The 26,432-nt window shown below is 65.9% G+C and carries 19 protein-coding genes and 1 tRNA gene; 13 read left to right on the top strand and 7 right to left on the bottom strand.

Going from position 1 to position 26,432, the window contains the following annotated elements; genetic code table 11:
- Positions 1-75 precede the first annotated feature (75 nt).
- The 8 genes from ON43_RS09625 (at position 76) to ON43_RS44725 (ending at position 9,886) form a co-directional block, all read left to right on the top strand.
- Complete coding sequence (locus ON43_RS09625; RefSeq protein ID WP_040805919.1) at positions 76-1,209, top strand: VOC family protein; 1,134 nt, start codon at positions 76-78, stop codon at positions 1,207-1,209.
- Entirely contained in the window at positions 1,206-2,144 is a 939-nt protein-coding gene (locus ON43_RS09630) for a fumarylacetoacetate hydrolase family protein (protein ID WP_040805920.1), read from the top strand. The genes ON43_RS09625 and ON43_RS09630 overlap by 4 nt, the downstream gene beginning before the upstream one ends.
- Entirely contained in the window at positions 2,141-4,057 is a 1,917-nt protein-coding gene (locus ON43_RS09635) for an acyl-CoA synthetase (protein ID WP_051178212.1), read from the top strand. Before ON43_RS09630 ends, ON43_RS09635 begins: the two co-directional genes overlap by 4 nt.
- The gene (locus tag ON43_RS09640; RefSeq protein ID WP_040805922.1) at positions 4,054-4,410 is read left to right on the top strand and encodes a DoxX family protein; all 357 of its coding nucleotides are present in this window, start codon (positions 4,054-4,056) and stop codon (positions 4,408-4,410) included. Before ON43_RS09635 ends, ON43_RS09640 begins: the two co-directional genes overlap by 4 nt.
- The gene (gene mhpA, locus ON43_RS09645) at positions 4,407-5,966 is read left to right on the top strand and encodes a bifunctional 3-(3-hydroxy-phenyl)propionate/3-hydroxycinnamic acid hydroxylase MhpA (protein ID WP_040805924.1); all 1,560 of its coding nucleotides are present in this window, start codon (positions 4,407-4,409) and stop codon (positions 5,964-5,966) included. The genes ON43_RS09640 and mhpA overlap by 4 nt, the downstream gene beginning before the upstream one ends.
- Positions 5,967-6,074: 108 nt before the next feature.
- The gene (locus tag ON43_RS09650) at positions 6,075-8,294 is read left to right on the top strand and encodes an MMPL family transporter (RefSeq protein WP_040805926.1); all 2,220 of its coding nucleotides are present in this window, start codon (positions 6,075-6,077) and stop codon (positions 8,292-8,294) included.
- 516 nt (positions 8,295-8,810) lie between these two features.
- Entirely contained in the window at positions 8,811-9,191 is a 381-nt protein-coding gene (locus ON43_RS09655) for a hypothetical protein (RefSeq protein WP_040805927.1), read from the top strand.
- A 203-nt stretch (positions 9,192-9,394) separates the two neighbouring features.
- Complete coding sequence (locus ON43_RS44725) at positions 9,395-9,886, top strand: hypothetical protein (protein WP_157513972.1); 492 nt, start codon at positions 9,395-9,397, stop codon at positions 9,884-9,886.
- 146 nt (positions 9,887-10,032) lie between these two features.
- Here ON43_RS44725 and ON43_RS43605 read toward each other — a convergent pair whose 3' ends face one another.
- The 7 genes from ON43_RS43605 to ON43_RS09695 form a co-directional block, all read right to left on the bottom strand.
- A complete protein-coding gene (locus tag ON43_RS43605) occupies positions 10,033-10,539 on the bottom strand; it encodes a DUF3558 family protein (protein ID WP_373283422.1) in 507 nt (168 codons plus the stop codon).
- Positions 10,540-10,543: 4 nt separating this feature from the next.
- Entirely contained in the window at positions 10,544-13,087 is a 2,544-nt protein-coding gene (locus tag ON43_RS46120; RefSeq protein WP_040805931.1) for a TPR repeat domain-containing protein, read from the bottom strand.
- Positions 13,084-13,389, bottom strand: coding sequence for a hypothetical protein (locus tag ON43_RS09675; RefSeq protein WP_040805933.1), 306 nt, complete (start codon positions 13,387-13,389; stop codon positions 13,084-13,086). The genes ON43_RS46120 and ON43_RS09675 overlap by 4 nt, the downstream gene beginning before the upstream one ends.
- Positions 13,390-13,467: 78 nt before the next feature.
- Positions 13,468-13,863 (bottom strand): hypothetical protein, encoded by a 396-nt coding sequence (locus tag ON43_RS09680; RefSeq protein ID WP_157513973.1) that lies wholly within the window; start codon positions 13,861-13,863, stop codon positions 13,468-13,470.
- 201 nt (positions 13,864-14,064) lie between these two features.
- Positions 14,065-14,316 carry a tyrosine-type recombinase/integrase gene (locus ON43_RS09685; protein WP_051178213.1) on the bottom strand — a complete coding sequence of 84 codons (252 nt, stop codon included), beginning with the start codon at positions 14,314-14,316 and terminating at the stop codon, positions 14,065-14,067.
- Entirely contained in the window at positions 14,304-14,885 is a 582-nt protein-coding gene (locus ON43_RS09690) for a Uma2 family endonuclease (RefSeq protein ID WP_040805938.1), read from the bottom strand. Before ON43_RS09690 ends, ON43_RS09685 begins: the two co-directional genes overlap by 13 nt.
- Positions 14,886-15,061: 176 nt before the next feature.
- Positions 15,062-15,135: transfer RNA gene (locus ON43_RS09695), tRNA-Arg, on the bottom strand.
- A 203-nt stretch (positions 15,136-15,338) separates the two neighbouring features.
- On the opposite strand from ON43_RS09695, the gene ON43_RS09700 reads away from it, so the two are divergent.
- The 5 genes from ON43_RS09700 (at position 15,339) to ON43_RS09720 (ending at position 26,416) form a co-directional block, all read left to right on the top strand.
- Positions 15,339-17,378 (top strand): bifunctional copper resistance protein CopD/cytochrome c oxidase assembly protein, encoded by a 2,040-nt coding sequence (locus ON43_RS09700; RefSeq protein ID WP_040805940.1) that lies wholly within the window; start codon positions 15,339-15,341, stop codon positions 17,376-17,378.
- Positions 17,379-17,389: 11 nt separating this feature from the next.
- A complete protein-coding gene (locus ON43_RS09705) occupies positions 17,390-18,334 on the top strand; it encodes a threonine/serine dehydratase (RefSeq protein ID WP_040806002.1) in 945 nt (314 codons plus the stop codon).
- 136 nt (positions 18,335-18,470) lie between these two features.
- Positions 18,471-18,920 (top strand): single-stranded DNA-binding protein, encoded by a 450-nt coding sequence (locus tag ON43_RS09710; protein ID WP_040805941.1) that lies wholly within the window; start codon positions 18,471-18,473, stop codon positions 18,918-18,920.
- Positions 18,921-18,930: 10 nt separating this feature from the next.
- Positions 18,931-20,607, top strand: coding sequence for an energy-dependent translational throttle protein EttA (ettA, locus tag ON43_RS09715; protein WP_040805944.1), 1,677 nt, complete (start codon positions 18,931-18,933; stop codon positions 20,605-20,607).
- A gap of 907 nt (positions 20,608-21,514) precedes the next feature.
- Positions 21,515-26,416: an NAD-glutamate dehydrogenase gene (locus tag ON43_RS09720; RefSeq protein ID WP_040805946.1), complete on the top strand. Its 4,902-nt coding sequence runs from the start codon at positions 21,515-21,517 to the stop codon at positions 26,414-26,416.
- The last annotated feature ends 16 nt before the right edge of the window (positions 26,417-26,432 follow it).

The following is a 26,432-nucleotide window of genomic DNA, read 5'->3' on the forward strand; positions in this document are numbered from 1 at the left end:
GAATCGTCAGATAACCCTTGACTGACTCCCCACTCGTAAGTGACGATATCGTCAGTACTTGGAAGGGAGTGGTCGATGAGCGGCCATCACGATGTACACAGCGGTCTGCACAGCGAGCAGGGGGCGCACGCGGGCGAGCATCCGGGCCGAGCGCGCAATCCCGTGATCAAGGTGCTGGACCTGGCATGGCTGGAGTTCGAAAAGCCCGACCTGGACGGGGCGGAGGCTTTCGCCCACGCCTTCGGATTCGCGACCGCCGCGCGCACGGCCGACGAGTTGCAGCTGCGCGGGACCGATCCGGGCGCGCCCTGCGTGCTCATCCGGCGGGGCGAGCGCTCGCGCTTCGTCGGTCCGGCCTTTCGTGCCGCCGACTCCGCCGATCTGCTGCGGCTGGCCGACGCGACCGGTGCGCGAGCCGTGCCATTGCCGGAATCGCTGGGCGGACTGACCGTCGACCTGGCCGATCCGAGCCGGCTGCGGGTGCGAGTGGTCGCCGAGACCCACGAACTGGAGGCTTTGCCGACGCAGCAGCCGCATGTCTTCAACTTCGGGCACGAGGTGGCCCGGGCGAATGCCACGCAGCGACCGCTCCGCGCACCCGCACGCGTGCGCAGGCTCGGACACGTGGTGATCCAGTCGACGAGATATCGCGAGACCCTCGACTGGTATCTGCAGAATCTGGGTCTGATCGTCAGCGACTTCCTCTACTACCCGGGCCAGCGGGAGCGCGGCCCGGTCATGAGTTTCATTCGCTGCGACCGGGGTTCGGTGCCGGCCGACCATCACACGCTCGCGCTGACGCTCGGGCCGTCGAACCGCTATGTGCACTCGGCGTATCAGGTCGCGGACCTGGATGCGCTCGCGGCCGGTGGAGAGTACCTGCGCGAGCAGGGTTATCGCCGATCGTGGGGGATCGGCCGCCATATCCAGGGCAGTCAGATCTTCGACTACTGGCGTGATCCCGACGGGTTCATGGTCGAGCACTTCAGCGACGGCGACATGTTCGATTGCACCCTCGAGCCGGGCTGGGCGCCGATGAGCGCTTCCGGGCTGGCGCAGTGGGGCCCGCCCGTGACCAAGGACTTCCTCGGCATCAAGCCCGGAGCCGAATCGCTGCGCGAACTGCGTTCGATCGTCGAGGCGCTGCGTGAGGACAACGAATTCGATATCCGCCGCCTGCGCGGCCTGATGAAAGTGGCCAATTCATGAGCACATCCATCCTCCGCACCGCCGACGCCTGGTGGGTGCAGACGCCGGCCGGTGCCGCCCGCATCGATACCACCGCGACGACCACGCGGGAACTGCTCGCCGATCGTGAGGCGATCGCCACGGCCGCGTCCGGCACGGAAACCGTGGCGGTGGAAAGCCTTTCGCTGATCTCCCCGGTGACCGCGCCGTGTCGCGTGGTGGCGCAGATGACGAATTTCGCCTCCCACGTGAAGGACTCGGGGATGGACCCCGAGACGGTGCCGCTCACGTTCTTCCGCAAGACATCCGGATCGATCAGCGGACCTCATGACGACGTCATCCGGCCCGCGCATGTGCAGCTGCTCGACTACGAGGTCGAGATCGGCCTTGTGTTCGGCCGCGAAATGCCGGTCGGCTCCGACGTCTCGGCGGAGAACCTTTCGGATTACGTCGCGGGCCTGGTGGTCACGAACGATGTCTCGGCGCGCGATGTGCAGCTGCCGAAAACCCAGTTCTACGAGGCGAAGTCGTATCCGACCTTCACCCCCGTCGGCCCGGCGCTGGTGCTGCTGGACGCCGATGAGCTGAAGCGGTTCGGGGATCTGCGGCTGCGACTGTGGGTCAACGGTCAAGTGCGCCAGGACATGACGGTCGCGGACATGATCTACCGGCCGGTGGAGACGCTGCGCGCGCTGACCCGCTTCCAGCGCATGGACGCGGGGGATCTGCTGCTCACCGGCACCCCGATCGGCACCGCGCTCAGCGCCCCGCCCAAGCCGGTGCAGTTCATCGCCTCGCTGCTGCCGCCGAAGGTCAAGTGGAAGATGTTCTTCCAGGGCCAGGCCAAGAATCCGAAGTATCTGAAGGACGGGGACGTGGTCGAGGCCGCGATCGACACCGATGACGGCGCCCTCGACCTGGGCCGCCAGCGCACGGTCGTGAGGTACGCCCGGTGACCGACAACTCGACCCTCGAGACCTCGGCCGAGGACCTGCTCTGGCCCCGGAACACCGCTCCGGAGGACCTGGCCGCCATCGAAGCGGTGCCACTCGAGGCGCGCGGCCTGCCCGAATCGACCTACGCCCTGCTGGTTCGCGCGGCGACGCGGTGGCCGGAGCGCACCGCGATCACCGTGCTGCCGGATGCGGCGCGATGGCGAGAGCCGTTGCAGCGCACCTATTCTGAGCTGCTCGCCGACGTGCACAGGTACGCGAACCTGCTGCACGAGCTGGGTGTGCGCCGCACCGACGCGGTCGCGTTGATCGCGCCCAACTGCGCGGAGCTGATCCCGGCCACTCTCGCCGCACAGTTGGCGGGCATCGCCGCGCCGATCAACGGCGGCCTGTCGCACGAGCACGTCGCCGAACTGCTGCGCCGCTCGGGCGCCCGGGTCCTGATCGCCGCCGGTCCGGAACTCGAGCCCGACACCTGGACCGCCGCAAGCGAACTCGCGGCGCAAGGTCTGCTGGATGCCCTGCTGGTGTTGCGTCCGACGGCCGCCTCGGAACCGCCGCCGATTCTGCCCGGCATCGACGGCGTCCGGATCGGTTACCTCGATACCCTTGCCGCCGAGCAGGATTCGAGCCGGTTTCACGGAGAGCCGCCGAAGGCATCAGATCTGGCGGCGCTGTTCCACACCGGCGGCACGACGGGGGTGCCGAAGCTGGCGGCGCACCGCCATTCCGGTGAGGTTTCCAACGCCTGGATGATCGCCGCCAACTCGCTGCTCGACGAGGGATCGGTGGTCTTCGCCGCGCTGCCGCTGTTCCACGTCAACGCACTGGTCGTCACCCTCCTCGCGCCGCTGTTCCGCGGTCAGCCGGTGGTCTGGGCCGGTCCGCTGGGATACCGAGACTTCACGCTCTACGCGGAGTTCTGGAATATCGTGGCGCACTACCGGATTGCCACGATGAGCGCCGTACCGACGGTGTACGCGGTACTGGCCCAATGCCCGATCGAGACCGACATCACCAGCCTGCGCTACGCGATGGTCGGCGCGTCCCCGCTGCCGCTCGCGGTCCGCGAGAACTTCCAGTTGCACACCGGGGTCACGCTGGTGGAGGGCTACGGCCTCACCGAGGCGACATGCGCCTCCGCGCGCAGCTTCCCGGATGCGCCCCGGCCCGGCGCGGTCGGGCAGCGCATGCCCTATCAGCAAGTCGCGGTCGTCCGCACGACTGAAGACGGCGTATGGGAGACACTCCCCGCCGGTGAGACCGGAGTCCTGGTCATCAGCGGCCCAACGGTTTTCGCCGGATACGTCACCGGCCGCGACGAACACGGTCACCGCCTCGACGGACTGGGCACCGTGGTCGACGGCTGGCTGAGCACCGGCGACCTGGCCCACATCGACGATGAGGGATTCATCCATCTGCACGGTCGCGCAAAGGATCTCATCATTCGCGGCGGCCACAACATCGATCCCGCGACCATCGAGGACGCCCTGCTGAGCCACCCGCAGGTGAGCGCGGCCGGAGCGGTCGGGCGACCGGATGTGCACTCCGGCGAGGTCCCCGTCGCCTACGTCGCGCTCACCGCGGGCACCGAGGTCACCGAGGACGAACTGGTGGCGTGGGCCGCCGAGCGGGTGCACGAGCGCGCCGCCGCACCCAAGACGGTCACCATCCTCGACGCGCTGCCCGTCACCGATGTCGGAAAGCCCTACAAGCTGGGCCTGCGCGCCGATGCCACGCGCCGCGAACTCCTCGACGCGTTCGCCGAGACCACCGGTGTGGCCGATATCGCCACCGCGGTCGAGGACGGCGCGATCGTCACCACCGTCGTGCTGAACCCCGATGCCGACCGACCCGCGGCCGAGGCGATCCTGAGCCGCTATGCGATCGACGCGAGAATCGAGGTGCGGCAATGAAAACCGTGTCGAAGGTGCTCGGTGGCGTGCTGGCGGCGGAGTTCCTCGCGCTGGGGGCGGCCAAGGTCGCGGCGGTCGCGCCGATGCGCGAACGCGCGGCGCATCTCGGGTACTCCACCACCGCCTACCGCGGCATCGGCGCGGTCGAGATCGTCGCGGCCAGTGGGTTACTGCTCGGACTGCGCCGCCCCGCGCTCGGCCGGGCGGCCGGGACCGGACTGGTGCTGTTGATGGCCGGTGCGGTCGTCAGCCACCTCCGAAACGGCGACGGCGCAACCGATCTCGTGCCCGCCGCTCTTACCGCCGTGTCCGCCGCGGCCTATGTCACCACGGTGGTGGGTGAGCCCTCATGAACGCCGCCCCGATTCCGGTGGTGATCGTCGGGGCGGGTCCGTCCGGGCTCACCGCGGCCACGCTGCTCGCCCAATACGGCATCGAATCGCTGGTCCTCGAGCGGTGGGAGGGCGTCTACCCGCAGCCGCGCGCGGTCCATCTCGACGGTGAGATCCGGCGGATCGTGGAACGGCTCGGCATCGGAGCGGGATTCGACGCGATCGCCCGGCCCGCCCTGGGGTTGCGGCTGGTGGATCCGCGGCATCGGGTGCTGGCGCAATTCGACCGCGATCCGGCCGGGGGCCGCAACGGATTCCCCGAAGCCAACCTGTTCGACCAGCCGGAGCTGGAGGCGCTGTTGCGGGCCAATCTGGCACTGCATCCGGCCGTTTCGCTGCGTGGCGGTGTGGAAGTCACCGGGCTGACAGTCGAGAAAGACTGTGTCCGAGTAGATTTCGAAGACCGTGCGACCAGCACGTCCGAGTCGGTGCGCGCCCACTACGTGCTGGGTTGTGACGGCGCGAACAGCTTGGTGCGCACCGCGATCGGCGCGCGCATGCGGGACCTGCGATTCGAGCAGCGCTGGCTGGTCGTCGACCTCGCGACCACGATCGATCCCGGGCACTGGGGCGGCGTGCATCAGGTGTGCGACCCGCGTCGAGCCGCGACATACATGCGCATCGGCACGACCCGCCACCGGTGGGAATTCCGTTTGCGCCCAGGCGAATCCGCCGACGACTACCGCGATCTCGACCGCCTGTGGCCGCTGCTGGACCCGTGGCTGGCCGACGCCGACCGCGGGGGCCTGGAGCTGGTCCGGGTGGCGGAGTACACCTTCCGCGCACAACTGGCCGATCGATGGCGGTCCGGGCGGGTGTTTCTGCTCGGCGACGCCGCCCACCTCACCCCGCCGTTCATCGGGCAGGGCATGGGCGCGGGCGTGCGCGATGCCGCCAACCTCAGCTGGAAGCTGGCGGGGGCGTTGCGCGGCGAGCTGCCGGAGTCGGTGCTCGGCACCTACGAGACCGAGCGGAAACCGCACGCGCACATGATGATCCGGCTGGCCAAGCTCATGGGCTTGACCATGACCGAGGGCGGCGAACTGGGCAATCGGGTGCGCGGCCTGCTCGCTCCGCGCCTGCACCGGCTACCCGGGCTGACCGAGACGATCATCAGCGGCGAGTCCCCGCCGCTGCACCGCTCCGCGCTGGTGGCCGCACCGCCGCTGCGGCGAGGTCTGGCCGGACGGCTGGTCCCGAACGAACGGCTCGCCGACGGGCGCCGAGTCGACGACCACATTGCCGGGCGCTACGCCGTCATCACGACATCCGACCCGTCGCCGGTGGAGGCGGCGACCGTCGAACAGTGCGGCGGTGTGGTGTTGCGTGCAATGCCGGGCACCGCGCTGCACCGCTGGCTGCGCGGCGGGGGCACCGACGCCGTGCTCGTCCGCCCCGACGGCACTGTGCAGACCTGCGGGAAGACGCTGTCGGATCTGTATTCGTCACTGCCGAGTTTCGCGCCGAGTGCACGCCCGGCGCGGACCGGCCCGCCAACCCCGAAAGCCGCTGATTGATGCGAATGCCACTCATGACGATGCCGTCAGAGCCGGTGTTAAGGTAGCGAAATTATGCGTGATCGCTACCGCTAGACCCCTTGTCGACGTCTGGGTAGGAGGAATCGCATGTCTCGCTATCTGTTCGCTCTGGGCCAGTTCGTGGCCCGTCGCCGCTGGTGGATGGTGGCGGTCTGGGTCGTCCTGCTGATCGGCGCGATCACCTTCGCCGCGAGCACCGGCGGCAAGACCAACGACAACTTCACCGTCCCCGGCACCGAGTCACAGGATGCGGTGTCGCTGCTGCAGGACCGGCTGCCCGCCTTCAGTGGCGCGCAGATGCAGGTTGTGTTCGGCGCGCCGGGCATGGTCAAGGTGACCGATCAGCGGGTCACCGCCGAGATCGAGCAGGTGATGACCGGCCTGAAGGGGCTGCCGCAGGTCGCGGCCGTGGTCGATCCGTTCCAGTCGCAGGCCGTGTCACCGGATCAGCGGGTGGCGCTGGGCAGCGTGCAGTTCGCGGTATCGGCCGGAGAGGTCGAGCAGAGCACCCTCGATGCGGTGACCCGGGTCGCGGATCAGGCAAGGGACCAGGGGCTGCAGGTGGAGTTCGCCGGTGGCGTCTATCCGGGGTTCTCCGCCGAAATCCCGCACACCCCTGAGATTCTCGGCATCATCGCGGCCTTCGTCATCCTGCTGGTCACCTTCGGCGCGGTCGTCGCCGCGGGTCTGCCGATCGTCACCGCGTTGGTCGGGGTGGGCATCGGGCTCACCGGCATCCTCGGCATCGCCGCCTTCGTCGACGTCCCTTCGGCCGCGACCTCGCTGGCGCTGATGCTGGGCCTGTCGTGCGGCATCGACTACGCGCTGTTCATCCTGTCGCGGCACCGCCACCACATCGTGCTGGGAATGACTGCGGCGGAATCGATTCCGCTGGCCGTGGGCACCGCGGGCAGTTCGGTGGTGTTCGCGGCGGTCACGGTCATCATCGCGCTGTGCGGGCTGTCGGTCGCGGGCATCCCGTTCCTCACCGTCATGGGCCTGACCGCGGCGGGCGCGGTCCTGGTGGCCATGCTCGTCGCCCTGACACTGCTGCCCGCGTTGCTGTCGTTCGCCGGCGGCCTGGTCGCCAAGTTCATTACTCCGCCGTTGCAGCCGGGCAAGCCCGAAGAGGTGGCGCGGATTGCCGCCTACGAGCCCGAACGCACCTGCGGGCACGCCTGGGGACGGTTCGTCACCCGATTCCGCATCCCATTGCTGGTGGCCGGTGTCGCCGTGCTGGCGGTCCTGGCCGTTCCGGCCACACGCATGGATCTCGGCTTGCCCAGCGGTGCCACACAAGCCGAATCGAGCACGGCGCGTAAGGCTTACGACCTGGTGAGCGGATCGTTCGGCGCGGGTTTCAACGGCCCGCTGCTGGTGGTCGCCGACCTCTCGCACGCCACGTCCGGCGACGTGGTGCAGACCCTGATCGGGCGCTTGCAGCACGAACCCGGCGTCGCGGTCGTGCAGCCCGCGGCCTCGGGCAACGGGATGGTGCTGATCCAGGTCGTGCCCAAGACCGGCCCCACCGATTCCGCGACCGACGACCTGGTGAACCGACTGCGCGACGACCGCGCCGCCATCGAGAACGGCACGGGCGCAACCTATCTGGTCGGCGGCACCACGGCCGCGAACATCGACACCTCCAAGCGACTGGGCGAGGCGCTGCCGGTCTTCCTGGTGGTCGTCGTCGGCTTGGCGCTGGTGCTGCTGACCATCGCCTTCCGCACCATCCTGGTGCCGCTCACCTCGATCGCCGGCTTCATCCTGTCGGTCTTCGCCTCCCTCGGCGTACAGGTGGCGGTCTTCCAATGGGGCTGGGGCGCAAGCCTTCTCCACATCACCAAGGGCCAGACGCTGAGCTTCCTGCCGATCATCACCCTGGCCATCATCTTCGGCCTCTCCAGCGACTACCAGATCTTCGTCGTCTCCCGAATCAAGGAAGAATTCACCCGCACCGGCGACGCCATCACCTCGGTCCAGAACGGCGTCGCCCACTCCGCCCGCGTGGTCACGGCAGCCGCTCTGATCATGTTCGCCGTCTTCGTAGCCTTCACCACCGTCGACAGCCCGATCGTGCGCCCCCTGGCCTTCACCCTCGCCATCGGAGTCCTACTGGACGCCTTCATAGTCCGCCTCACCCTCGTCCCCGCAATCACCGCCCTCATCGGCACCCGCATGTGGTACCACCCCCGCTGGTTCGCCCGCTACGTCCCCGACCTCGACATCGAGGGCGTCGAACTCGAAAACCGTTTCGCCCCGGAGGCGGAATCCGCTGCGCCACAGCAGGTCCCCGAGTTCTCCTGACGGCGAGAGGACCGGAAAGTCCTTGCTGACTTGGCGTGGTTGAATCTGCGCCGATCAGTTGCGAAGTCCTCCAACTCCTCTCGGATAGCATCCAGATCCTATGCCCTCACGCAACGCCACTGGGGCAATCCCTGGCTGTTCGAGCGCGATTGGATCTGGGTGTGAGTGAACCTGGCAACGTTCGCACAAGTCGCTCACCAAAAGCGCTGCCGCCCGGAGCCGAACCTGCGACCTGGGGATTAGAAGTTCCTCCCCTCGAAACACTGTCCTGACCTGGGTATATGCTGCTTATGGGGGAGTGAAACGTGAAATCCCTAGGTGAATCGCCCCCGTCCTGTTCGATCTTGAGGATCGGGTGTACAGCCCGGTTACCGATTCCCACACTGTCCAGATGAGCCTGCGTCGATCTGACGTACTTATGCGCCGGTTCCGGTAGCCGATCGGTCAGCGCATACCGTCCGCGGCTGAGTAGTTCTGCGGTACCAATACCGTACTCGGGCCGGAATTATCCGGTGCATGACGATCGATCTCGATGCGGCCGACGACCGCGCACCTTCCGCGCGACGAACCTTCCTGAGAGTGGTTGACGCTCTCGTAGGGTTCGCACTGTACGTCGTTGCAGTGTTACTCGGGCTGACTGCGGGCTATGCCGTGATGTACGGGCTCCTGGCCGATCCATGCCCGAACAACGCTAGCTGCGATCAGGACTACGTTGGCTGGGGCATCGTAGTGTGCTGGGGCGGAACGATTCTCGCGCTGGCGACAAGCTTGGCGATGCTCGTTCGGGCAGCTGCTACGCGTAGATGGATGTGGTACTGGCCGGTGGTTGCCATTGCCGTCATCTACGCCAGCTCATTCGGCGGCATCGCCCTCGCCGGACTGCTGTCCGCCCGATGAGGGCGTGCACGCCTCGATCGAAGGAAGGCTGCCTGGTCGGAAACGGCTCTGTTCCCCAGACATGCCAAAAGCCACGTGAGGCACATCTGGAGCGCGCTCATCGATTCGCATCTCGATAGACCTCTGGCTATCCTTCTACTCGGAAGCATCTCACTACTTGAAAGCGCCCGGTGCACACGACTTGTCTAGGTGTAGCCGGAAATTTGAAAAATCCGGCCGGAACCAAAAATACTGCACTCCTGGATGTCGGAGAGGAAGTCTCCGAAATGGGCGACCGATGGAATTATGTCGGCAACGCGGCTTGGAATATGAAATTTCGAGAAGCGATCAGAAATTCTGCACCCCAGGTTGTCGTGAAGCTGCGCTTGGTTACGTCCTTGATCGTCAGTCGACGTTTGTTTGCGAGACCTGCGGGAATGAAGGATTACAGACCATCGGCTGGTATAACGGCCTACTTTAAGTTCCGCGAGCGAAGCATGAATCTACGGCAAACGGCAGATGCTATGGACCAAGAAATGCAAGCTCTAATTTTAACAATCAGGAGGTACAAGGGCAAAAATCCGCGCGCAGCCGAGGTGGAGTTCGCCGAGGAAATCGAGCGACTGAAGGAGGATCAGCGAAAGCGTGAGCAGCAAGTGCCTATCGATTGTTTTCGCGAGTCCACACGCAGGGGAACGAGCCACGTGGCCTTCTGAGGAGGTTGATCTCCGCCCGGTCGCCAGCCTGCACGACATTCGGCTACAGCGCACGCGCCGTCGCGGTCTCAGTGCCTTCGACAACACCCGCAGGGGTCGGCCACCCTTGCCAAGACCTTGACGCAGGACACTCCCAAGGGACTTCGTTACTGTGCAGGCGGCAAGTAACTTTGCAGCGCGGTTGCGATTCGTGTCGCCACTGCACACGGGTCTTCGTCCTTGTAAAAGGAGTTTGTGACGGTGAAAACGACGTCTGAGCCGCGGGTCTTGAGCTGAACCGCGCACATGAAGGCTGCGCTGTTTCCTTTGACGTGGTAGATGTGACCTGTGTACGCCCCGACGGTGGTGTCGGTTGGGTCTTCAGCCTTCACCTTCCAGTCCGCGTTGTGGTCCTTGGTGATGTACTCGACCTGCAACTCGTAGAGGCTCGGTCCACTCCAAATGCACAAGCTCCCAGGGAAGTCCTGCTTGGCTTTGCGGGTCATCCCGACGCCCTGTAGCGCGGACTCAGGGAAGGCGGTGCAGGGATCCCACTTCGGTGCCTCAGCTGATGACGCCGAGTCGGTTGATCGCCCACACCCGCTCGAGAGCAATGCGATCGCCGTGACGGCTGCGAAGGCAGTCGCTGTTCGGGCAGACGATTTGGCGATCATGTTCTCACTCCCACTTGTTGGCGGACGCTGGTGCTGCTCCTGCCCGCAGCACTGGGATGTACAGCTCGCTGCCGGGCTGCACCATCTTGCCTCCGAAGATCTTCTGATCGACGACGTTGCTTCCGGCGCGCGAATCGTCCATGTACTGCTGCAGTCGATCCGGGTCCATGCCATGCTGCTCGAGAATCTGTGGAATCTTCGTGGCAGCACTGTCTTTCACTTGGCTGAACGGTAGCAACGAGGTGCCGTCGGAGAGATTGTGCGGCAGGGTAGCTGGATCGATTCGGCCGCTGTCGACGAGCGATTGCAGCATGACGTAACGGTGCGCTGCAGTATCGCGTTCGTCGGTTTGCAGCGCGCTGAGGTCGACGAGAGTGCCATCCGGCTTTTCGAAGTTCAAAACGGGGTACGACAGTTTTGGCGAGTCGTTGAGCGCATTGATAGTGGGGTCTTTCAGGTATGCCTCCATGGTGTTCACCAGCGGCATCACGAGTTTCTTGCCGGGTACCTCGTCGAGGGCGATGTCGACGCCGGTGCTGACGGCGGCGTTGAAGAACTCCTTGGCACCCATGAAGGTGGCACCGTAGGTTTCCTTGCGATGGTTGGCAGCGGTTTGGTCGTCGTAGTGGTGCAGGCCGATGTCGGCGGCGAGGCCGCCCTCGACGAGTCCACGGAGTCGCCCGGAATATAGGGCGAGGTCGTTGCCGCCTTCGCCGAGAGCGAATGACTTGTCGAACTCGTACGCTTGGGCGATCGCCGCGCCATTGAGGATGCCCGCGGCCTTCGGGTCGCCGTCCGCCAGAGTGAAGATTCGGGTGGCTTCCACGGGGTTGAGGTTTCCGAATCCATGTGTGCCGACGAGTTTTTCGTCGACACCAGCCATGTTTCCTACGTAAGGGGATAGGGCTTCAGCGACGTAGCGCATCGAGGTGTTCTTATCGTTGAACAGCGCGTTGAAGGTGTTGGCGCCGTCGGGGGATTTCGTCGAGGAGACGATGTCGGCTAGCGCGCGTGCGCTCTTGCCAGCGCGGTTCGCTTCGTCGAGTTGGTGCTGATAGTTCGGGTCACCCTGCGGTACATCGACTTTGGCATCCTGGGTGATCCAGTCGAACATCTTGTTCATCGGCGAGTTCTCGACGCCGTTGGGCCAGTCGTATCTGATCAGCTCGGTCATGGTGGAGTCGCGGTGGTAATCCGCACCAAGCTGAGCTGGGGTGCCGTCGCCCGTGATGATGATCGAAGTGGCGTCAACGTTGCGGGTGCCGATATCGACGATGTTGCTGATCGACTTGTCCAACTCCCACTTGCCAGTCGGAAGGGTAAGGCCGCCATCACCATTGGCGTTGACGATTGCAGCGAGCTGTCCGCCCTGCCGATAGAGCTCGGTGGATAGCTTGGTACCCGGAGTGCAGTTGGTATCGGCAACGTCCAAGGCTGATGTCAGGCGCTGCAGATTCTCGTAATACTTTGTCTGCGCCCGGTATTGGCCGAGATCGTTGGGGTCCGGAAAGCGGCTCGTGTTCGAATCAGGCATGAAACCGGCATGGTCAGGCTGTTGGTCGTTGGGACCGACATTGACTCGGCTGGAGATGATGTCCTGGTAAGCCTGCGGGAGTTGTTCGTAGCCGCCGTCGACTTGCTTGCCGTCGGCCTTGACGCCCTTAACGTGCTCGTTCGATAGCAGCATGAACGAGTTGCCTAGCTCCTGTGCGTACTTCTGACCTTCCGGGCCTTGGGCGCGGAGTTGTTCGCTGAGCTTCTCGAACCCTTCGGGTCCCGCTGCGTCGAGGAATTTCTGGGTAAATTCCAAAGTCGATGCTGGGACGACGAGGGTTTCGCCGTTGCGTAGCTTTGCCAGATCCTCTGGAGATTGCTCGATCTGGTCAAGGATCTGGTCGATCTGACTCATGACCTCGGGAGGAATCTGGTCGGAGTCTTTGACCTTCTCTCCGAGTTCTTCACCGGATGCGGCGGTGACCGAGACCGGGCCCGTGCCGTTTCCGGCGTTGGGTAGTTGTTGAAAGGCTTCGTTGATGCCATTGGCGACGGCTTGGGCCATGGTCCCAGCATTGGTGAGGGCCGCCTTTAGGGACTTGGAGTATTCGTCGGCCTGCCGCTGCAATACAGCGAGCTTCACGGTGCCGTTGTCCTTGTCCGAGAGCGCACTCGCGATCTGCGCCAGCGACAGCACCACGTCGCCTTCCTCGCCGACCAGGTATTTCTCGGCTTCGATAGTGGTGACCAGTTGGGTTACTGACTTCTGAGCGAAATCCAGACCTTGCATGCCCACGGACACTGCGCCACCTGCGGTCTCGAGTGCCCCGACGGTCTTGTATCCCTCATCACGCACGGTCAGGCCTTTATCGCGGAGACCCGTGCCGAACTTGCCGACGATGTAGTCCACCGAGTTACCGACATTGGTTTGCACGCCGTCGAGCTCGGTCTTGAGCTTGCCGGCCTGCTGGGTCCAGTAGGTTCCTTGGTCCGCAAGTGTGCTGAGCTGCCAGTTTTTGACCTCGGACACCTTGGGTGTCGGGGTATCCGTCATCGAGATCCGGCCTGGGTGATGTGAGTGCCGTTGATTCGATCCTGCGTCTCGAGGTCCTTGAGTCCAGAGTCAGTACGCACGGCCAAGGTCCTGACCTTCTCGGTTGTCGCCCCTATGGCGGTCGTCGCATTCTGCGATCCAGTCACGCACGCGGCTTCGACTTTGGTTCCTGGCAGCACACCCGCGACCGTTTGTACCTGTCCATCGGCACGGACGGTGTTGAGCGCGTCGGCCGAAGTGTTCATTGTCGTGATCAACGAACGCGTGCGCTCGGAATCGACATAAATATCGTCGCTGGTCATCGCAGATCCCCCCTGCGGGTCAGTCTGGTCGGTTTCCGCTGGATACTTTACGTGCTGGACAGATCGGAATCGATCTTGTCACCGCGGTCGCAGTGGGTGGTCGTCCTCATCCCAGTCCGGGGCGGCGATCCGGGACTTGCGACGGTACGGGTCGTCGTCTTCTTCCCAGGGGTCCTCAGTGACCGCCGGGCGAGGAAGGGAACGCTCCGGAGCATCGCCGAACTGCTCGACGATCTTCTCGATTCGTGGATCGGCCTGGACCGCGCGCAGCACGTCCTCCACGTCGGCCTGGGCGTTGTCATGGGCGAGATTGATCAACCGTGCAATCAGTGGGCCGAGGTAGCGGCCATTCGGAACGATGTTCTCGTCGAAGCTGATCGCGATGACCTGACCGTTCGCCTTTACGTCGACGTACACGCCACCTTCTCGAAGCGATGCGTGTGCATTGCTCATCGCCTCGGCCGCCCGATCCATCTTCGTAGCCAAGGACTCGCTGTAACTCTGTGAACGCGGCTGTGGTGAACTCACCCGACCCCTCCTCGAGACAGTGTTCGGTAGGAATGTACGCAGTGCGCAGAACATCTCCACGCCGGTCAGCGATGTAGAACGAAGAACCGAACGCTGATTGGTCGACTTGCCGAACGGCGCAGCAACACGCAGGACACGCGGTTGCTTCTAGAGTTTGTCTCCCAGCCGGGCCTTGCGGTGGGCGTCGCGGGCGCGGGTTTTGGCGGGGGTGCGGGCGTAGCGGCCGATCATCTGGGGGCGCCAGCCGACCAGCATCATGAGGTCTTGTTCCTGGCCGCCGTTCGCGAGCCAGTTGTGGGCGAAGAAGTGGCGGAGCTGATGGGGATGGAGGTGTTTGATGCCCGCAGCTTCGGCGCGTCGGGGCGGGATTGCTGTGCGAACGGGCTTCAGCGGACCCAATCCAGGAGTGGGGTGGTGTCGAGGTCGATTCCCACGGGGGCAGGGAGGGGGACCGTGGCGCCGAACGGGACGGTCAGGATGTGTTGGTACCGGGCGTTGTTCGGGACGCTGTGGACTGTGACTTCGCAGGAATCGCGATCGATCAGCAGGTATACGGGGATGCCGGTGGCGGCGTATGCGCGCGGCTTTTCCTGACGGTCCCGGCGTTCGGTGTCCTGATCGTCGGAGGTTACCTCGACGACCATCAAGACTGGGCTGGGGTCTGCCCATTCGCCTTGGCCGACAAAGGAATCGGCGCCTGCGAGGGAGCCGTCCGGACGTGCACGGCCTTTGCGGTACTGCTCGACCTGCAAACCTTGCTCGGGAGTGAGGAACAACTCGGGGCGGGCGATCACGAAGATTCGAATCAGCCACTGGATGATTCGGGCGTGGTCCCCGTCCGGCATTGCTTTGGCCCCCAGTTGTCCGTTGATGAACTCGAGTCGCACACCCTCCGCAATACGATCGGCCGCCCGAGCGAGTTCCTCGAACTCCTCGGTTGTCATGAGTTCCTCATGCACGGCGGTCATGTCCTAACACTACGGGGATGGCACCGGTCAGCTGGGGAATTTGTCGCCAGAATATCGCGTGAGACGCTCGTCGTCCGGGTGGCGCGACAAGGGCGCCGGGAGCGCTGCTGTTTGAGTGCTGCGGGGTGTGGGTATGAGTGAACCTGGCGACGTTCGCGCAGGTCACTCACCAAAAGCGCCCCCGGCAGGAATCGAACCTGCGACCTAGGGATTAGAAGGCCCTTGCTCTATCCAACTGAGCTACGGAGGCAGTGCGGGCATCGGCGGTGATGCGGGCACCAAACACCTTGACCCAAATCGATCTCGGTGTCCAGCGCGTTAAGTATAGCGAGCGTCCAGATCAGGGAAGGGCGGTCGTGTAGCAACTGTTCGGCGCGTCGGGCGGGGTTGGCGGACCTGAGGACCGGAAACCCTGGGGGAGTCCGGATGGGTGCTTCGAACTACGCTGGGCGCATGTCGTCAGCGCAGGACCCGCCCGCAGGAACGGACGTTTCGATCAGTCGGTCGGGGTCGGGGGTGACGTTCGCGGCGATGACGGCGGTGGGCGCGGCGGCTGCGGCGCTGGTGGCGGCGCTGGTCGTGGCGTTGTCGGCGTCGCAGGCGCTGACGTTGCTGGGGATTCCGGATCCGGGGCCGTTGACCACCTACGGGTTGCCGGCGGTGCGGGCGGTCGCGGATTTCGCGGCGGCGCTGACCGTCGGGTCGCTGTTGTTCGCGGCGTTCTTCGTGCCGCCGCAGGGCAGCGGGGTGCTGGATGTCGGCGGGTATCGGGCGCTGCGGCGGGCCGGGAACGCGGCGCTCGTCTGGGCGGGTGCGGCGGCTTTGCTGGTGCCGCTGACGCTTTCGGACACCACCGGGCAACCGCTGCAGGATTCGCTGCGGCCCGAGCAGGTGTGGCGCGCCGCGGACAAGGTCGATGTGGCCGGGTCGTGGCGGTTCACGGTGTTCATGGTGGTGGTGCTGGCCATCGGGTGCCGGGTGGCGCTGCGGTGGGGTTGGACGCCGGTGCTGCTGTGGCTGTCGGTGCTGTCGCTGTTGCCGGTCGCGCTGACCGGGCATTCCTCGTCGGGTGGCGCGCACGATCTGGCCACCAACAGCCTGATCCTGCACCTGGTTTCGGCCTGTTTCTGGGTGGGCGGGTTGTTCGCGGTGCTGGCCTACGCGCTGCGGGACGGCAAATACACCGCGCTGGCGGTGCGCCGGTTCTCGAAGGTGGCGACCGTCTCATTCGTGGTGATCGCCGCCAGCGGTGTGATCAACGCCTATGTGCGGGTGCAGTGGTCTGACCTGTTCGGCACCACCTACGGCAAACTCGTGCTCGCCAAGGCGGGGGCGCTGATCATTCTCGGCATCATCGGATTCCTGCAGCGGCAGCGCGCGATTCCCGATCTCGAGAAGGATCCGCGGGATCGCGGGGCGCTGATTCGCTTCGCGGGCGTCGAGGCGCTGGTCTTCGCCGCCACCGTCGGACTGGCGGTCGGCCTGGGCCGGACCCCGCCGCCGGATCTGCGCACGGTGCCCACCCCGACCGAGGTCGAGATCGGCTACAACCTGGCCGGTCCGCCGACCGTCGCGCGACTGGCGTTCGACTGGCGCTTCGATCTGATCTTCGGCACGCTCGCCATCGTGCTGGCCGTCGTTTATCTGCGTGGCGTGCTGCGGTTGCGCAAGCGCGGCGACTCCTGGCCGGTCGGGCGGACCATCTCCTGGATGGCAGGTTGCGCGACACTGCTGATCGCTACCAGCTCCGGCGTCGGGCGCTACGCCCCGGCCATGTTCAGCGTGCACATGGCGCAGCACATGCTGTTGTCGATGCTCGCGCCGATCCTGTTCGCGCTGGGCGGCCCGGTCTTGCTGGCGCTCCGGGCAATTCAACCGGCCGGTCGGGACGCACCGCCCGGACCGCGCGAATGGATCCTGGCGGCCGTGCACAACCCGGTGTCGCGCTTCATGACTCAGCCGGTGATCGCCGCGGTGTTCTTCGTGGCCGGTTTCTACGCGCTGTACCTGGGCGGCATCTTCGACAAGTTCGTCGGCACGCACGGCGCGCACATCTTCATGAATGTGCACTTCCTGATCAGCGGCTACCTCTTCTACTGGGTCGTCATCGGTATCGATCCCAAGCCGCGCCCGGTGGAACCGCTCACCAAGCTGGGCATGGTCTTCGGCTCGCTGCCCTTCCACGCCTTCTTCGGCATCGCGTTGATGAGCATGGATACCGTGCTGGGCGGTTGGTTCTACCGCAGTCTCGGCCTGTCCTGGAATCACGATCTGCTCGGCGATCAGCACACCGGCGGTAGCCTCGCGTGGGCGAGCGGTGAAGTACCGCTCGTGGTAGTGATGCTCGCATTGCTCATCCAGTGGTCGCGCAGTGACACCCGCCTGGCCAATCGGCTCGATCGCAAGGCCGAGCGTGACGATGACGCGGACTTGACCGCGTACAACGCCATGTTCGCCGAACTCGCCCGGCGGGACGGAGAGGTACGCAAGTGAACGACGTCGCCATGGCGACCCGGAAAGTCAAGCGGCTCTACCGATCCGACGTGCGCCAGGCCCGCCGCCTGCTGCGCGGGCACACCCGCAAGACACCCGTCTTCCACACCGACATCCTCGGCCCGCGCGGGCCGGTCCCGGTCACGCTCAAGCTCGAACACCTGCAGCACGGCGGGACGTTCAAGGTGCGCGGCTGCCTCAACGCGCTGCTGCAGGCGCGCGGCGACAAGACCAGTGTGGTGCTGGCCTCGGCCGGAAACGCCGGGATCGCGGCGGCGCTGGCCAGTGCGTTGCGCGGATTGTCGTGCACCGTGGTGGTTCCCGAATCGGCCTCGCACACCAAGGTGGCGGCCATGTGGTCGCACGGTGCCGAAGTGTTGTGGCACGGAACGACTTACGCCGAGGCGCACAAGTACGCCTCGCAGCTGGCCGCCGAGCGCGGGGCCATGCCGCTGCACGCCTACGACCTGCCGGAGATAGTGACCGGCGCCGGGGTCATCGGGCTGGAGATCGAGGAGCAGGTGCGCGGGCGGCCGCCGGTACTGGTCGCGGTCGGGGGCGGCGGGCTGGTCGCCGGGGTCGCGGTGGCGCTGGGGCTGCGCGGACGCGTGATCGGCGTCGAGCCGCAGGGCGCGCCGACGCTGCACGCGGCGCTGGCGGCCGGGCATCCGGTGGATGTGGACGTCTCCAGCGTGGCCTCGGATGCCTTGGGCGCGAACCGGATCGGCGATATCGCCATGGAGGTGGCCAAGCGGTACGGGGTGCGGTCCATCCTGGTCAGCGATGACGCGATCGTGATGGCGCGGGAGTATCTGTGGCGCGAGTTCCGCATCGTGGTGGAGCCGGCCGGGGCGACCGCGGTGGCGGCCATCCAGAGCGGTGCGTATGTGCCGGCGGCGGGGGAGCGGCCGGTAATCGTGTTGTGCGGGGCCAATACCGATCTCGCGACGCTGTAGAACTCGCATCGCTACTAGTTGTCCACAGCCCGCGTGTTGTCCACACTCGCCGAAAATCCGGTGTCGTCGTGCTTGCCTGCGAGCCAAGCTTGAACCTGTCCGAACGCACAGGCTCGAATCGGCAAGGGGGAGTGGAATGTACGAGGCGAATACCGCGGTGATCGGCCGGATCGTCACCCATCCGGTGACCAGGGTGCTGCAGAACGGCGAACAGGTCCTGAGTTTCCGGCTGGCCAGTACCGCCCGCCGCTACGATCAGGGCGCCGGTGACTGGGTGGACGGTGGCACCCTCTATCTCACCGTAAGCTGTTGGCGACGGGGGATCATCGAAGGTGTCGAAGCATCGCTGCAGCGAGGTGATCCGATCATCGCGTACGGGCAGCTGCGCTCGAACGAGTACACCACCCGAGACGGCGCGGAGCGCACCGACCTCGAGATGCGGGCCCTGGCACTGGGTCCCGACCTGGGTCGTTGCACCGCCCCGGTGGCGCGCAAAACCTTCGCTCGATCCGACCGGACCGACCCCGTAGAACGGCTGCCCGCGGATGCGGACACTGCCGGAGAACCCGCTACTACACACAGTTAGGCTTGCCCATATGGCTGAGTTCATTTACCAGATGGTGAAGGTGCGAAAGGCGCATGGCGACAAGGTCGTGCTCGACAATGTGACCTTGAACTTCCTTCCCGGCGCGAAGATCGGTGTCGTCGGCCCGAACGGCGCGGGTAAGTCCAGTGTGCTGAAGATCATGGCGGGACTGGACCAGCCGAACAACGGTGATGCCTGGCTCGCGCCCGGCGCGACGGTCGGCATCCTGCAGCAGGAGCCGCCGCTGAACGAGGAGAAGACCGTTCGCGGGAACGTCGAGGAGGGCCTCGGCGAGATCAAGGTGAAGCTGGACCGCTTCAACGAGATCGCCGAGCTGATGGCGACCGACTACTCCGACGAGCTCATGGAAGAGATGGGCAAGCTCCAGGAGGACCTGGACCACGCCGACGCGTGGGACATCGACTCCCAGCTCGAGCAGGCCATGGACGCGCTGCGCTGCCCGCCGCCGGACGAGCCGGTCACCAACCTCTCCGGTGGTGAGCGCCGCCGCGTCGCGCTGTGCAAGCTGCTGCTGGCCAAGCCCGACCTGCTGCTGCTCGACGAGCCCACCAACCACCTCGACGCCGAGTCGGTGCTGTGGCTCGAGCAGTTCCTGGCCACCTACCCGGGCGCCGTGCTGGCCGTCACTCACGACCGGTACTTCCTCGACAATGTCGCCGAGTGGATCCTCGAGCTCGACCGCGGCCGCACCTACCCCTACGAGGGCAACTACTCCACCTACCTGGAGAAGAAGGCCGAGCGCCTCGAGGTGCAGGGCAAGAAGGACCAGAAGCTGCAGAAGCGCCTCAAGGAGGAGCTGGCCTGGGTTCGCTCCGGCGCCAAGGCGCGGCAGGCCAAGAACAAGGCGCGTCTGGGCCGCTACGAGGAAATGGCCGCCGAGGCCGAGAAGATGCGCAAGTTGGACTTCGAGGAGATCCAGATCCCGGCGGGTCCGCGCCTGGGCAATGTGGTCGTCGAGGTCGAGCACCTGGACAAGGGTTTCGGCGACCGGCAGCTGATCAAGGATCTGTCGTTCACGCTGCCGCGCAACGGCATTGTCGGCGTCATCGGCCCGAACGGTGTTGGTAAGTCGACGCTGTTCAAGACCATCGTCGGCCTCGAGCAGGCGGACAGCGGCAATGTGCGCGTCGGTGACACGGTCAAGCTGAGCTACGTCGACCAGAACCGCGGCGGCATCGACCCGAACAAGACGGTGTGGCAGGTGGTTTCCGACGGGCTGGATCACATCCAGGTCGGCCAGGTGGAAATGCCTTCCCGCGCTTACGTTTCGGCGTTCGGCTTCAAGGGTCCGGATCAGCAGAAGCCGGCCGGTGTGCTCTCCGGTGGTGAGCGCAACCGCCTGAACCTGGCGCTGACCCTCAAGCAGGGCGGCAACCTGATCCTGCTCGACGAGCCCACCAACGACCTCGACGTCGAAACCCTGAGCTCGCTCGAGAACGCCCTCGAGAACTTCGCCGGCTGCTCGGTCGTGATCTCCCACGACCGCTGGTTCCTCGACCGCACCTGCACCCACATCCTGGCGTGGGAGGGCACCGACGACAACCCGGCCTCCTGGTTCTGGTTCGAAGGCAACTTCGAGGCCTACGAGGCCAACAAGATCGAGCGCCTCGGCCCCGAAGCCGCCCGCCCCCACCGAGTCACCCACCGCAAACTCACCCGCGGCTAACCGTTTCCCCCGTTCGGCCCCACCCCACCAGGGTGGGGACCGACGGGAACCGGGCAGGGGCTGCGTTTGGCAGCCACATGGATGGCCGTCGGCGTCATTGCCCACTTTGCATCGCCCGGCTGCTGGACTGCGCGCTTGGTGCTGAGCGTCAAAGGCTTTGTGCGGCAAGGTTGGCGTGGCTGATGGGCTCGGCCGCCGGTGCTGGGACGGAGTCTGCCCGGGCGTTGGTGCCCTGCCCGTTCGCCGGGGTGAGTGCGGCCGGTTCGGCCTGCGGGCGGGGCGGGCTGAGAATCGTTCCGATCGGCAAGGTCGCTGAGGTCGGGGATTGCTGTACCTCGGGGCTATCAAGATCGGCGGCGGGGTCGGGCAAGATCGTTCTGGAGTGGGCCTGCGGGCTCGGGGGAGGCTGGGGGAGTGCAGGTCACACGCACTGTTGAGGTGCGGTGGGGGTGAGCTGACGGTGTACGAAACGCGGTGTGGGGCAAGGGGAGTAGCTTGTCGGGTGGTGGGTCGATCGGGCCTGCCGAGGAGTGACACCGCGGGGCGAATGGCTGGGCCGGGGTAGAGGTGGTCGGTTGGTCGCCTTTGTGTTGGTCTAGTGATTGTTTGCTGGATGGTTCGTGGACCGCTGGATGGCGGGCCGGGGCTGTGATCGTTAACGGCTATCGAGTAGCGAACTGTGTGGTTTCGCATTCGCACGTTTGCGTGAAATGTGTTTTGGTGCAAGGTTTGTCGTGGGCGACCTGGTGATTTCGGCCAGGTGAAGAGAGCCGCGAACCGTCTGGTTCGTCCGTATTGTGAGACGCGGCGCGGCATTGAGAGGAATTAGGCCCGGCACATCTTGCGCCCAGCTACTCTCGCATCGGCGTCACTTTGTTACGGAACCGAATCCGAGGAGTTGGCGAAAATGACCGTCTCGTCCGAATTGTCCAGCGCGGCCTGGGCTGCGAGTTTGCCCGCGTCCTTGCGGGGCAATCTCGTATCCCTGGAGGAGGCGTATTTCCGACACGTCGACGCCGGTGACGCCGACTGTGCCATTCCCGCGACTTCCACCCACATCTTCCGCTGCCACGTCGACCTGGCCGTCCAGCGCGTCCCCGGCACCGCGAATGTCCGTGTGTACCACGCGGATGACGAGGCCGGCCTCGGCGTCGCCGTGCAGCTGGTCACCGATGACATGCCGCTGCTGGTCGAATCGGTCACCTCGTCGCTGAGCCGCCTGGGCGTCAGCGTGAGCGAGATCGTGCACCCCATCTTCGAGGTGACCCGCGACGCCGAGGGCACCCTGCAGACCGCGGTCCCACACGAGGTCGACGGCAACGGCTCCACCGGCCTGCGCGAATCCTGGATGCACATCCAGCTGCACCCCGCCACCAGCCGCGCCCAGCTCGAGCAGATCGAGACCTCGCTGCCCGATGTCCTCACCGACGTGCGCCGCGTCATCGAGGACACCGAGGCCATGCGCGAGGCCCAGGAACACGTCGCCGGGGAACTCGACGATGCCGCCGCGGCCGGTAGATCCGCCTTTCCCACAACCGATCTCACCGACTGCGCCGACCTGCTGCGCTGGCTGGCGGACGGTCATTTCACCGTCCTCGGCTACGCCCGCTACGAGCGCAGCGTCGTCGACGGCCAGGCCAAGTCCATCATCGTGCCGGAGACCAGCCTCGGCGTGCTGCGCCCCAATGTCGGCACCGACTTCCGCGTCCCCGACAACAGCGGCGACGAGTCCCTGCTCAGGCTGACCCAGGGCTTGGTCCCGGCCACCGTGCACCGCGGCGTCTACCCCTACTTCGTCGGCGTCGCCGAAATGGATGAATCCGGCACGGTCACCGGCGAGCATCTGTTCATCGGCGTTTTCACCGTCACCGCCCTGCACGAGAACGTCCTCGATATCCCGGTCATCAACCGCCGGGTGCGCTCCATCATCGAGGCCAGCGGCTTCGACCTGGACTCCTTCTCCGGCCAGGAGATGCTCGAGGTCATCCAGGCCTTCCCCCGCACCGAACTGTTCTCCTCCGACGGTGACGCCCTGCGCCGCACCGCCAGCGCCGTGCTGAATGTCGGTATGCGCCGCCAGGTCCGGCTGTTCATGCGCATGGACGGCTACGGCCGCTTCGTGGCCTGCATGGTCTACCTCCCGCGCGACCGCTACACCACCCGCGTGCGCCTGGAGATGCAGGACATCCTGATGCGCGAGCTGGGTGGCGTCTCCATCGACTACTCGGCGCGCGTGTCCGAAAGCGACCTCGCCAGTGTGTATTTCACGGTGCGCCTGCCCGACCAGGGCGCCGCCGCGGACAGCTCCGAGAGCAACCGCCTGCGCATCCAGCACCTGCTCGCCGAGGCCAGCCGCACCTGGGACGACCACCTGCGCGACGAGGTCGCGACTTCCGCACGCCTGGATCCCGTGGTCGCGCAGCGCTACGCCGAGGCCCTGCCGGAGAGCTACAAGGAGGACTTCGAACCCCTGCGCGCCGTCGCCGACATCCTGCGCCTGCAGGGCCTGGCCGACGGCGGTATCTCGCAGCACCTGTACCGCCGCCTCGATTCCTCCCCGGGCTCATGGCGTTTCACCCTCTATGTCGGCGGCAGCGGCATCTCCCTGAGCCAGGTGCTCCCGCTGCTGCAGAGCCTCGGCGTGGAGGTCATCGACGAGCGCCCCCACCAGGTCGAACTCGATCACGGCCCCGAGCAGTGGGTCTACGACTTCGGCCTGCTGGCCCGCCCCGAACTGCTGCGCAGCGCCCTGGACCGCGATATGGACGCCGAACTGGTGGAGTCCGTCGGCCGCCTGGACGCCCTCGACGCCCACGTGCGCGGCCTGCGGGAGCGCTTCACCGACGCCTTCGAGGCCCTCTGGTACGGCCGCGCCGAGGCCGACGGCCTCAATGAACTGGTGCTGGGCGCGGGCATGAACTGGCGCAGCGTCTCCATCCTGCGCGCCTACTCGAAGTACTTGCAGCAGGCCGGATTCCCCTACAGTCAGGCCGCCATCACCCGTGTCCTGCTGGCCTATCCCGAAGCGGCCAGCATGTTCGTCGACCTGTTCGCCGCGCTCTTCGACCCGGACTCGGCCAATCCGGACCACGCCACCGAACTCGAGGCCGCGGTCCGCCACCGCATCGACGAGGTCGTGAGCCTGGACGCCGACCGCATCCTGCGCGCGCTGCTCGGCCTGATCAAGGCCACCCTGCGCACCAACTACTACGTCACAGACGCCGAGGGTCGCTCCCGGGACTACCTGTCGTTCAAGGTGGAACCGCAGGAGATCGCCGAATTGCCCAAGCCCCGACCGCAATTCGAGATCTTCGTCTACTCCCCGCGGGTGGAGGGCGTGCACCTGCGCTTCGGCCCGGTCGCGCGTGGCGGCCTGCGCTGGTCGGATCGGTTGGAGGACTTCCGCACCGAGATCCTGGGCCTGGTCAAGGCGCAGGCGGTGAAGAACGCCGTCATCGTCCCGGTCGGTGCGAAGGGCGGTTTCGTGGTCAAGAACCCGCCCGCTGCCACCGCCGATCCGGTCGCCGATCGCCAGAATCTGCAGGCCGAGGGCATCGCCTGCTACCGCACCTTCATTTCGGGCCTGCTCGATGTCACCGACAATGTCGATCGCGCCACCGGTGCGGTGATCCCGCCCGCGCGGGTGCTGCGCCGCGACGGCGACGACACCTACCTGGTCGTGGCCGCGGACAAGGGCACCGCCACCTTCTCCGATATCGCCAATGATGTTGCCCAGTCCTACGGTTTCTGGCTCGGCGACGCCTTCGCCTCCGGCGGTTCGGTGGGCTACGACCACAAGGCGATGGGTATCACCGCCAAGGGCGCGTGGGAGAGCGTGAAGCGCCACTTCGCCGAGATGGACATCGACACCCAGTCCGAGGACTTCACGGTGGTCGGCATCGGCGATATGTCCGGCGACGTGTTCGGCAACGGCATGCTGCTCTCGCGTCACATCCGTTTGGTCGCGGCGTTCGACCACCGCCACATCTTCCTGGACCCCAATCCCGATGCGGCGGTGTCGTTCTCCGAACGCGAGCGCATGTTCGCCCTGCCCCGCTCCTCCTGGGCCGACTACGACCGGTCGCTGATCAGCGCGGGCGGCGGCGTCTACGACCGCACGGTGAAATCGATCCCGGTCAGCGACCAGGTGCGTGAGGTGCTGGGCCTGGCCGCCGACATCACGGCCCTGTCCCCGCCGGAGATGATCAAGGCCATCCTGAAGTCCCCGGTGCAGCTGCTGTGGAACGGCGGCATCGGCACCTACATCAAGGCCTCCAGCGAGACCAACGCCGACGTCGGCGACAAGTCCAACGACGTGGTCCGGGTGAACGCCAACGAGTTGCGGGTCAAGGTGATCGGCGAGGGCGGCAACCTCGGCGTCACCGCCCACGGCCGCATCGAGTTCTGCCGTCACGGCGGCAAGATGAACACCGACGCCCTCGACAATTCCGCGGGCGTGGACTGCTCCGACCACGAGGTCAATATCAAGGTCCTGCTCGACGGCGTGGTCTCGAGCGGTGAGCTGCCCGAGGCCGACCGCAACCCGCTGCTTGCCTCGATGACCGACGAGGTCTCCGCACTGGTGTTGCAGGACAACGTCTCCCAGAACATCCTCATGGGCATGTCCCGGGCCGAGGCCCCGCGCATGCTGAACGTGCACCAGCGCGTCATCGAGGATCTCGAGGAGCGCCGCGGCCTGGACCGCGAGCTCGAGGCGCTGCCCAGTGACGCGGAAATGAAGCTGCGGGTGGAGCAGGGCACCGGCCTGACCTCGCCCGAGCTGTCGAATCTCATGGCGCACGTGAAGCTTTCGCTCAAGACCGAGCTGCTCGCCAGCGACCTGCCCGACAGCGTCTACTTCTCGGCGCGGCTGCCGCGCTACTTCCCGACCCCGCTGCGCACCCGCTTCGCCACCGCCATCAAGCGCCACCGCCTGCGCCGCGAGATCACCACCACCATGCTGGTGAACGAGGTGGTGGACCTGGGCGGCATCACCTACGCCTTCCGCCTCGGCGAGGAGATCGGGGCCTCGGCCTCGGATTCGGTGCGCGCCTTCACCGCCGCCACCCAGATCTTCGATCTGCACGCGGTATGGAACCGCATCCGCGCCGCCGATGTCTCCACGAGCATGAAGGACGCGCTGGAGCTCGAGACCAAGCGCACCCTCGACCGCGCCTCGCGCTGGCTGCTCAACAACCGTCCGCAGCCGGTCGCGGTGGGCGCGGAGATTCACCGCTACGCCCAAGGTGTGCGCACCCTTTCGCCGAAGGTGCCGGGCTGGCTGCGCGGCCATCACATCGACACCCTCAACGACCAGTGCCAGGCCATCATGGATCAGGGCGCGCCCTCGGAGCTGGCCACCGAGGTGTTCGGCCTGCTCAACCAGTTCCCGCTGCTGGACGTCCTGGACATCGCCGACATCACCGATCGCAGCGGTGAGGAGGTGGGCGCGCTGTACTACGCGCTCAACGACCACCTCAAGATCGATTGGCTGCTGCAGGCGGTCAGCCACCTGGAACGCGGCGATCGTTGGCACGCGCTGGCCCGTCTCGCGCTGCGCGACGACATGTACGGTTCGCTGCGCTCGCTGACCCTCGATGTGCTCTCCGCCGGTGACCCGGAGGAGACGGCCGAGGAGAAAATTGCATACTGGGAGTCGAAAAACCAGTCCCGGCTGGGCCGCGCACGCAGCGCCCTGTCGGAACTGTTCGAGTCCGGAACCCACGACCTGGCCACGCTGTCGGTTGCGGCGCGGCAGGTGCGCAGCATGGTGAGCGGGGTGGGAGCGCAATCGGAGGTACCGCGTTGACGAGTGTCGGTTCGCT

Source organism: Nocardia concava NBRC 100430 (genome assembly GCF_000308815.1).
GTDB lineage: Bacteria > Actinomycetota > Actinomycetes > Mycobacteriales > Mycobacteriaceae > Nocardia > Nocardia concava.

Bases quoted from the DNA above. Each gene is read 5' to 3' on its own strand.
- ON43_RS43605 (WP_373283422.1), bottom strand. From the start codon at position 10,539: ATGATCGCCAAATCGTCTGCCCGAACAGCGACTGCCTTCGCAGCCGTC.
- ON43_RS09700 (WP_040805940.1), top strand. From the start codon at position 15,339: ATGTCGTCAGCGCAGGACCCGCCCGCAGGAACGGACGTTTCGATCAGT.
- ON43_RS09720 (WP_040805946.1), top strand. From the start codon at position 21,515: ATGACCGTCTCGTCCGAATTGTCCAGCGCGGCCTGGGCTGCGAGTTTG.
- ON43_RS46120 (WP_040805931.1), bottom strand. From the start codon at position 13,087: ATGACGGATACCCCGACACCCAAGGTGTCCGAGGTCAAAAACTGGCAG.
- ON43_RS09650 (WP_040805926.1), top strand. From the start codon at position 6,075: ATGTCTCGCTATCTGTTCGCTCTGGGCCAGTTCGTGGCCCGTCGCCGC.
- ON43_RS09655 (WP_040805927.1), top strand. From the start codon at position 8,811: ATGACGATCGATCTCGATGCGGCCGACGACCGCGCACCTTCCGCGCGA.
- ON43_RS09705 (WP_040806002.1), top strand. From the start codon at position 17,390: ATGGCGACCCGGAAAGTCAAGCGGCTCTACCGATCCGACGTGCGCCAG.
- ON43_RS09640 (WP_040805922.1), top strand. From the start codon at position 4,054: ATGAAAACCGTGTCGAAGGTGCTCGGTGGCGTGCTGGCGGCGGAGTTC.
- ON43_RS09680 (WP_157513973.1), bottom strand. From the start codon at position 13,863: ATGGATCGGGCGGCCGAGGCGATGAGCAATGCACACGCATCGCTTCGA.
- ON43_RS09710 (WP_040805941.1), top strand. From the start codon at position 18,471: ATGTACGAGGCGAATACCGCGGTGATCGGCCGGATCGTCACCCATCCG.
- ettA (WP_040805944.1), top strand. From the start codon at position 18,931: ATGGCTGAGTTCATTTACCAGATGGTGAAGGTGCGAAAGGCGCATGGC.
- mhpA (WP_040805924.1), top strand. From the start codon at position 4,407: ATGAACGCCGCCCCGATTCCGGTGGTGATCGTCGGGGCGGGTCCGTCC.
- ON43_RS09630 (WP_040805920.1), top strand. From the start codon at position 1,206: ATGAGCACATCCATCCTCCGCACCGCCGACGCCTGGTGGGTGCAGACG.
- ON43_RS09675 (WP_040805933.1), bottom strand. From the start codon at position 13,389: ATGACCAGCGACGATATTTATGTCGATTCCGAGCGCACGCGTTCGTTG.
- ON43_RS09625 (WP_040805919.1), top strand. From the start codon at position 76: ATGAGCGGCCATCACGATGTACACAGCGGTCTGCACAGCGAGCAGGGG.
- ON43_RS09690 (WP_040805938.1), bottom strand. From the start codon at position 14,885: ATGACCGCCGTGCATGAGGAACTCATGACAACCGAGGAGTTCGAGGAA.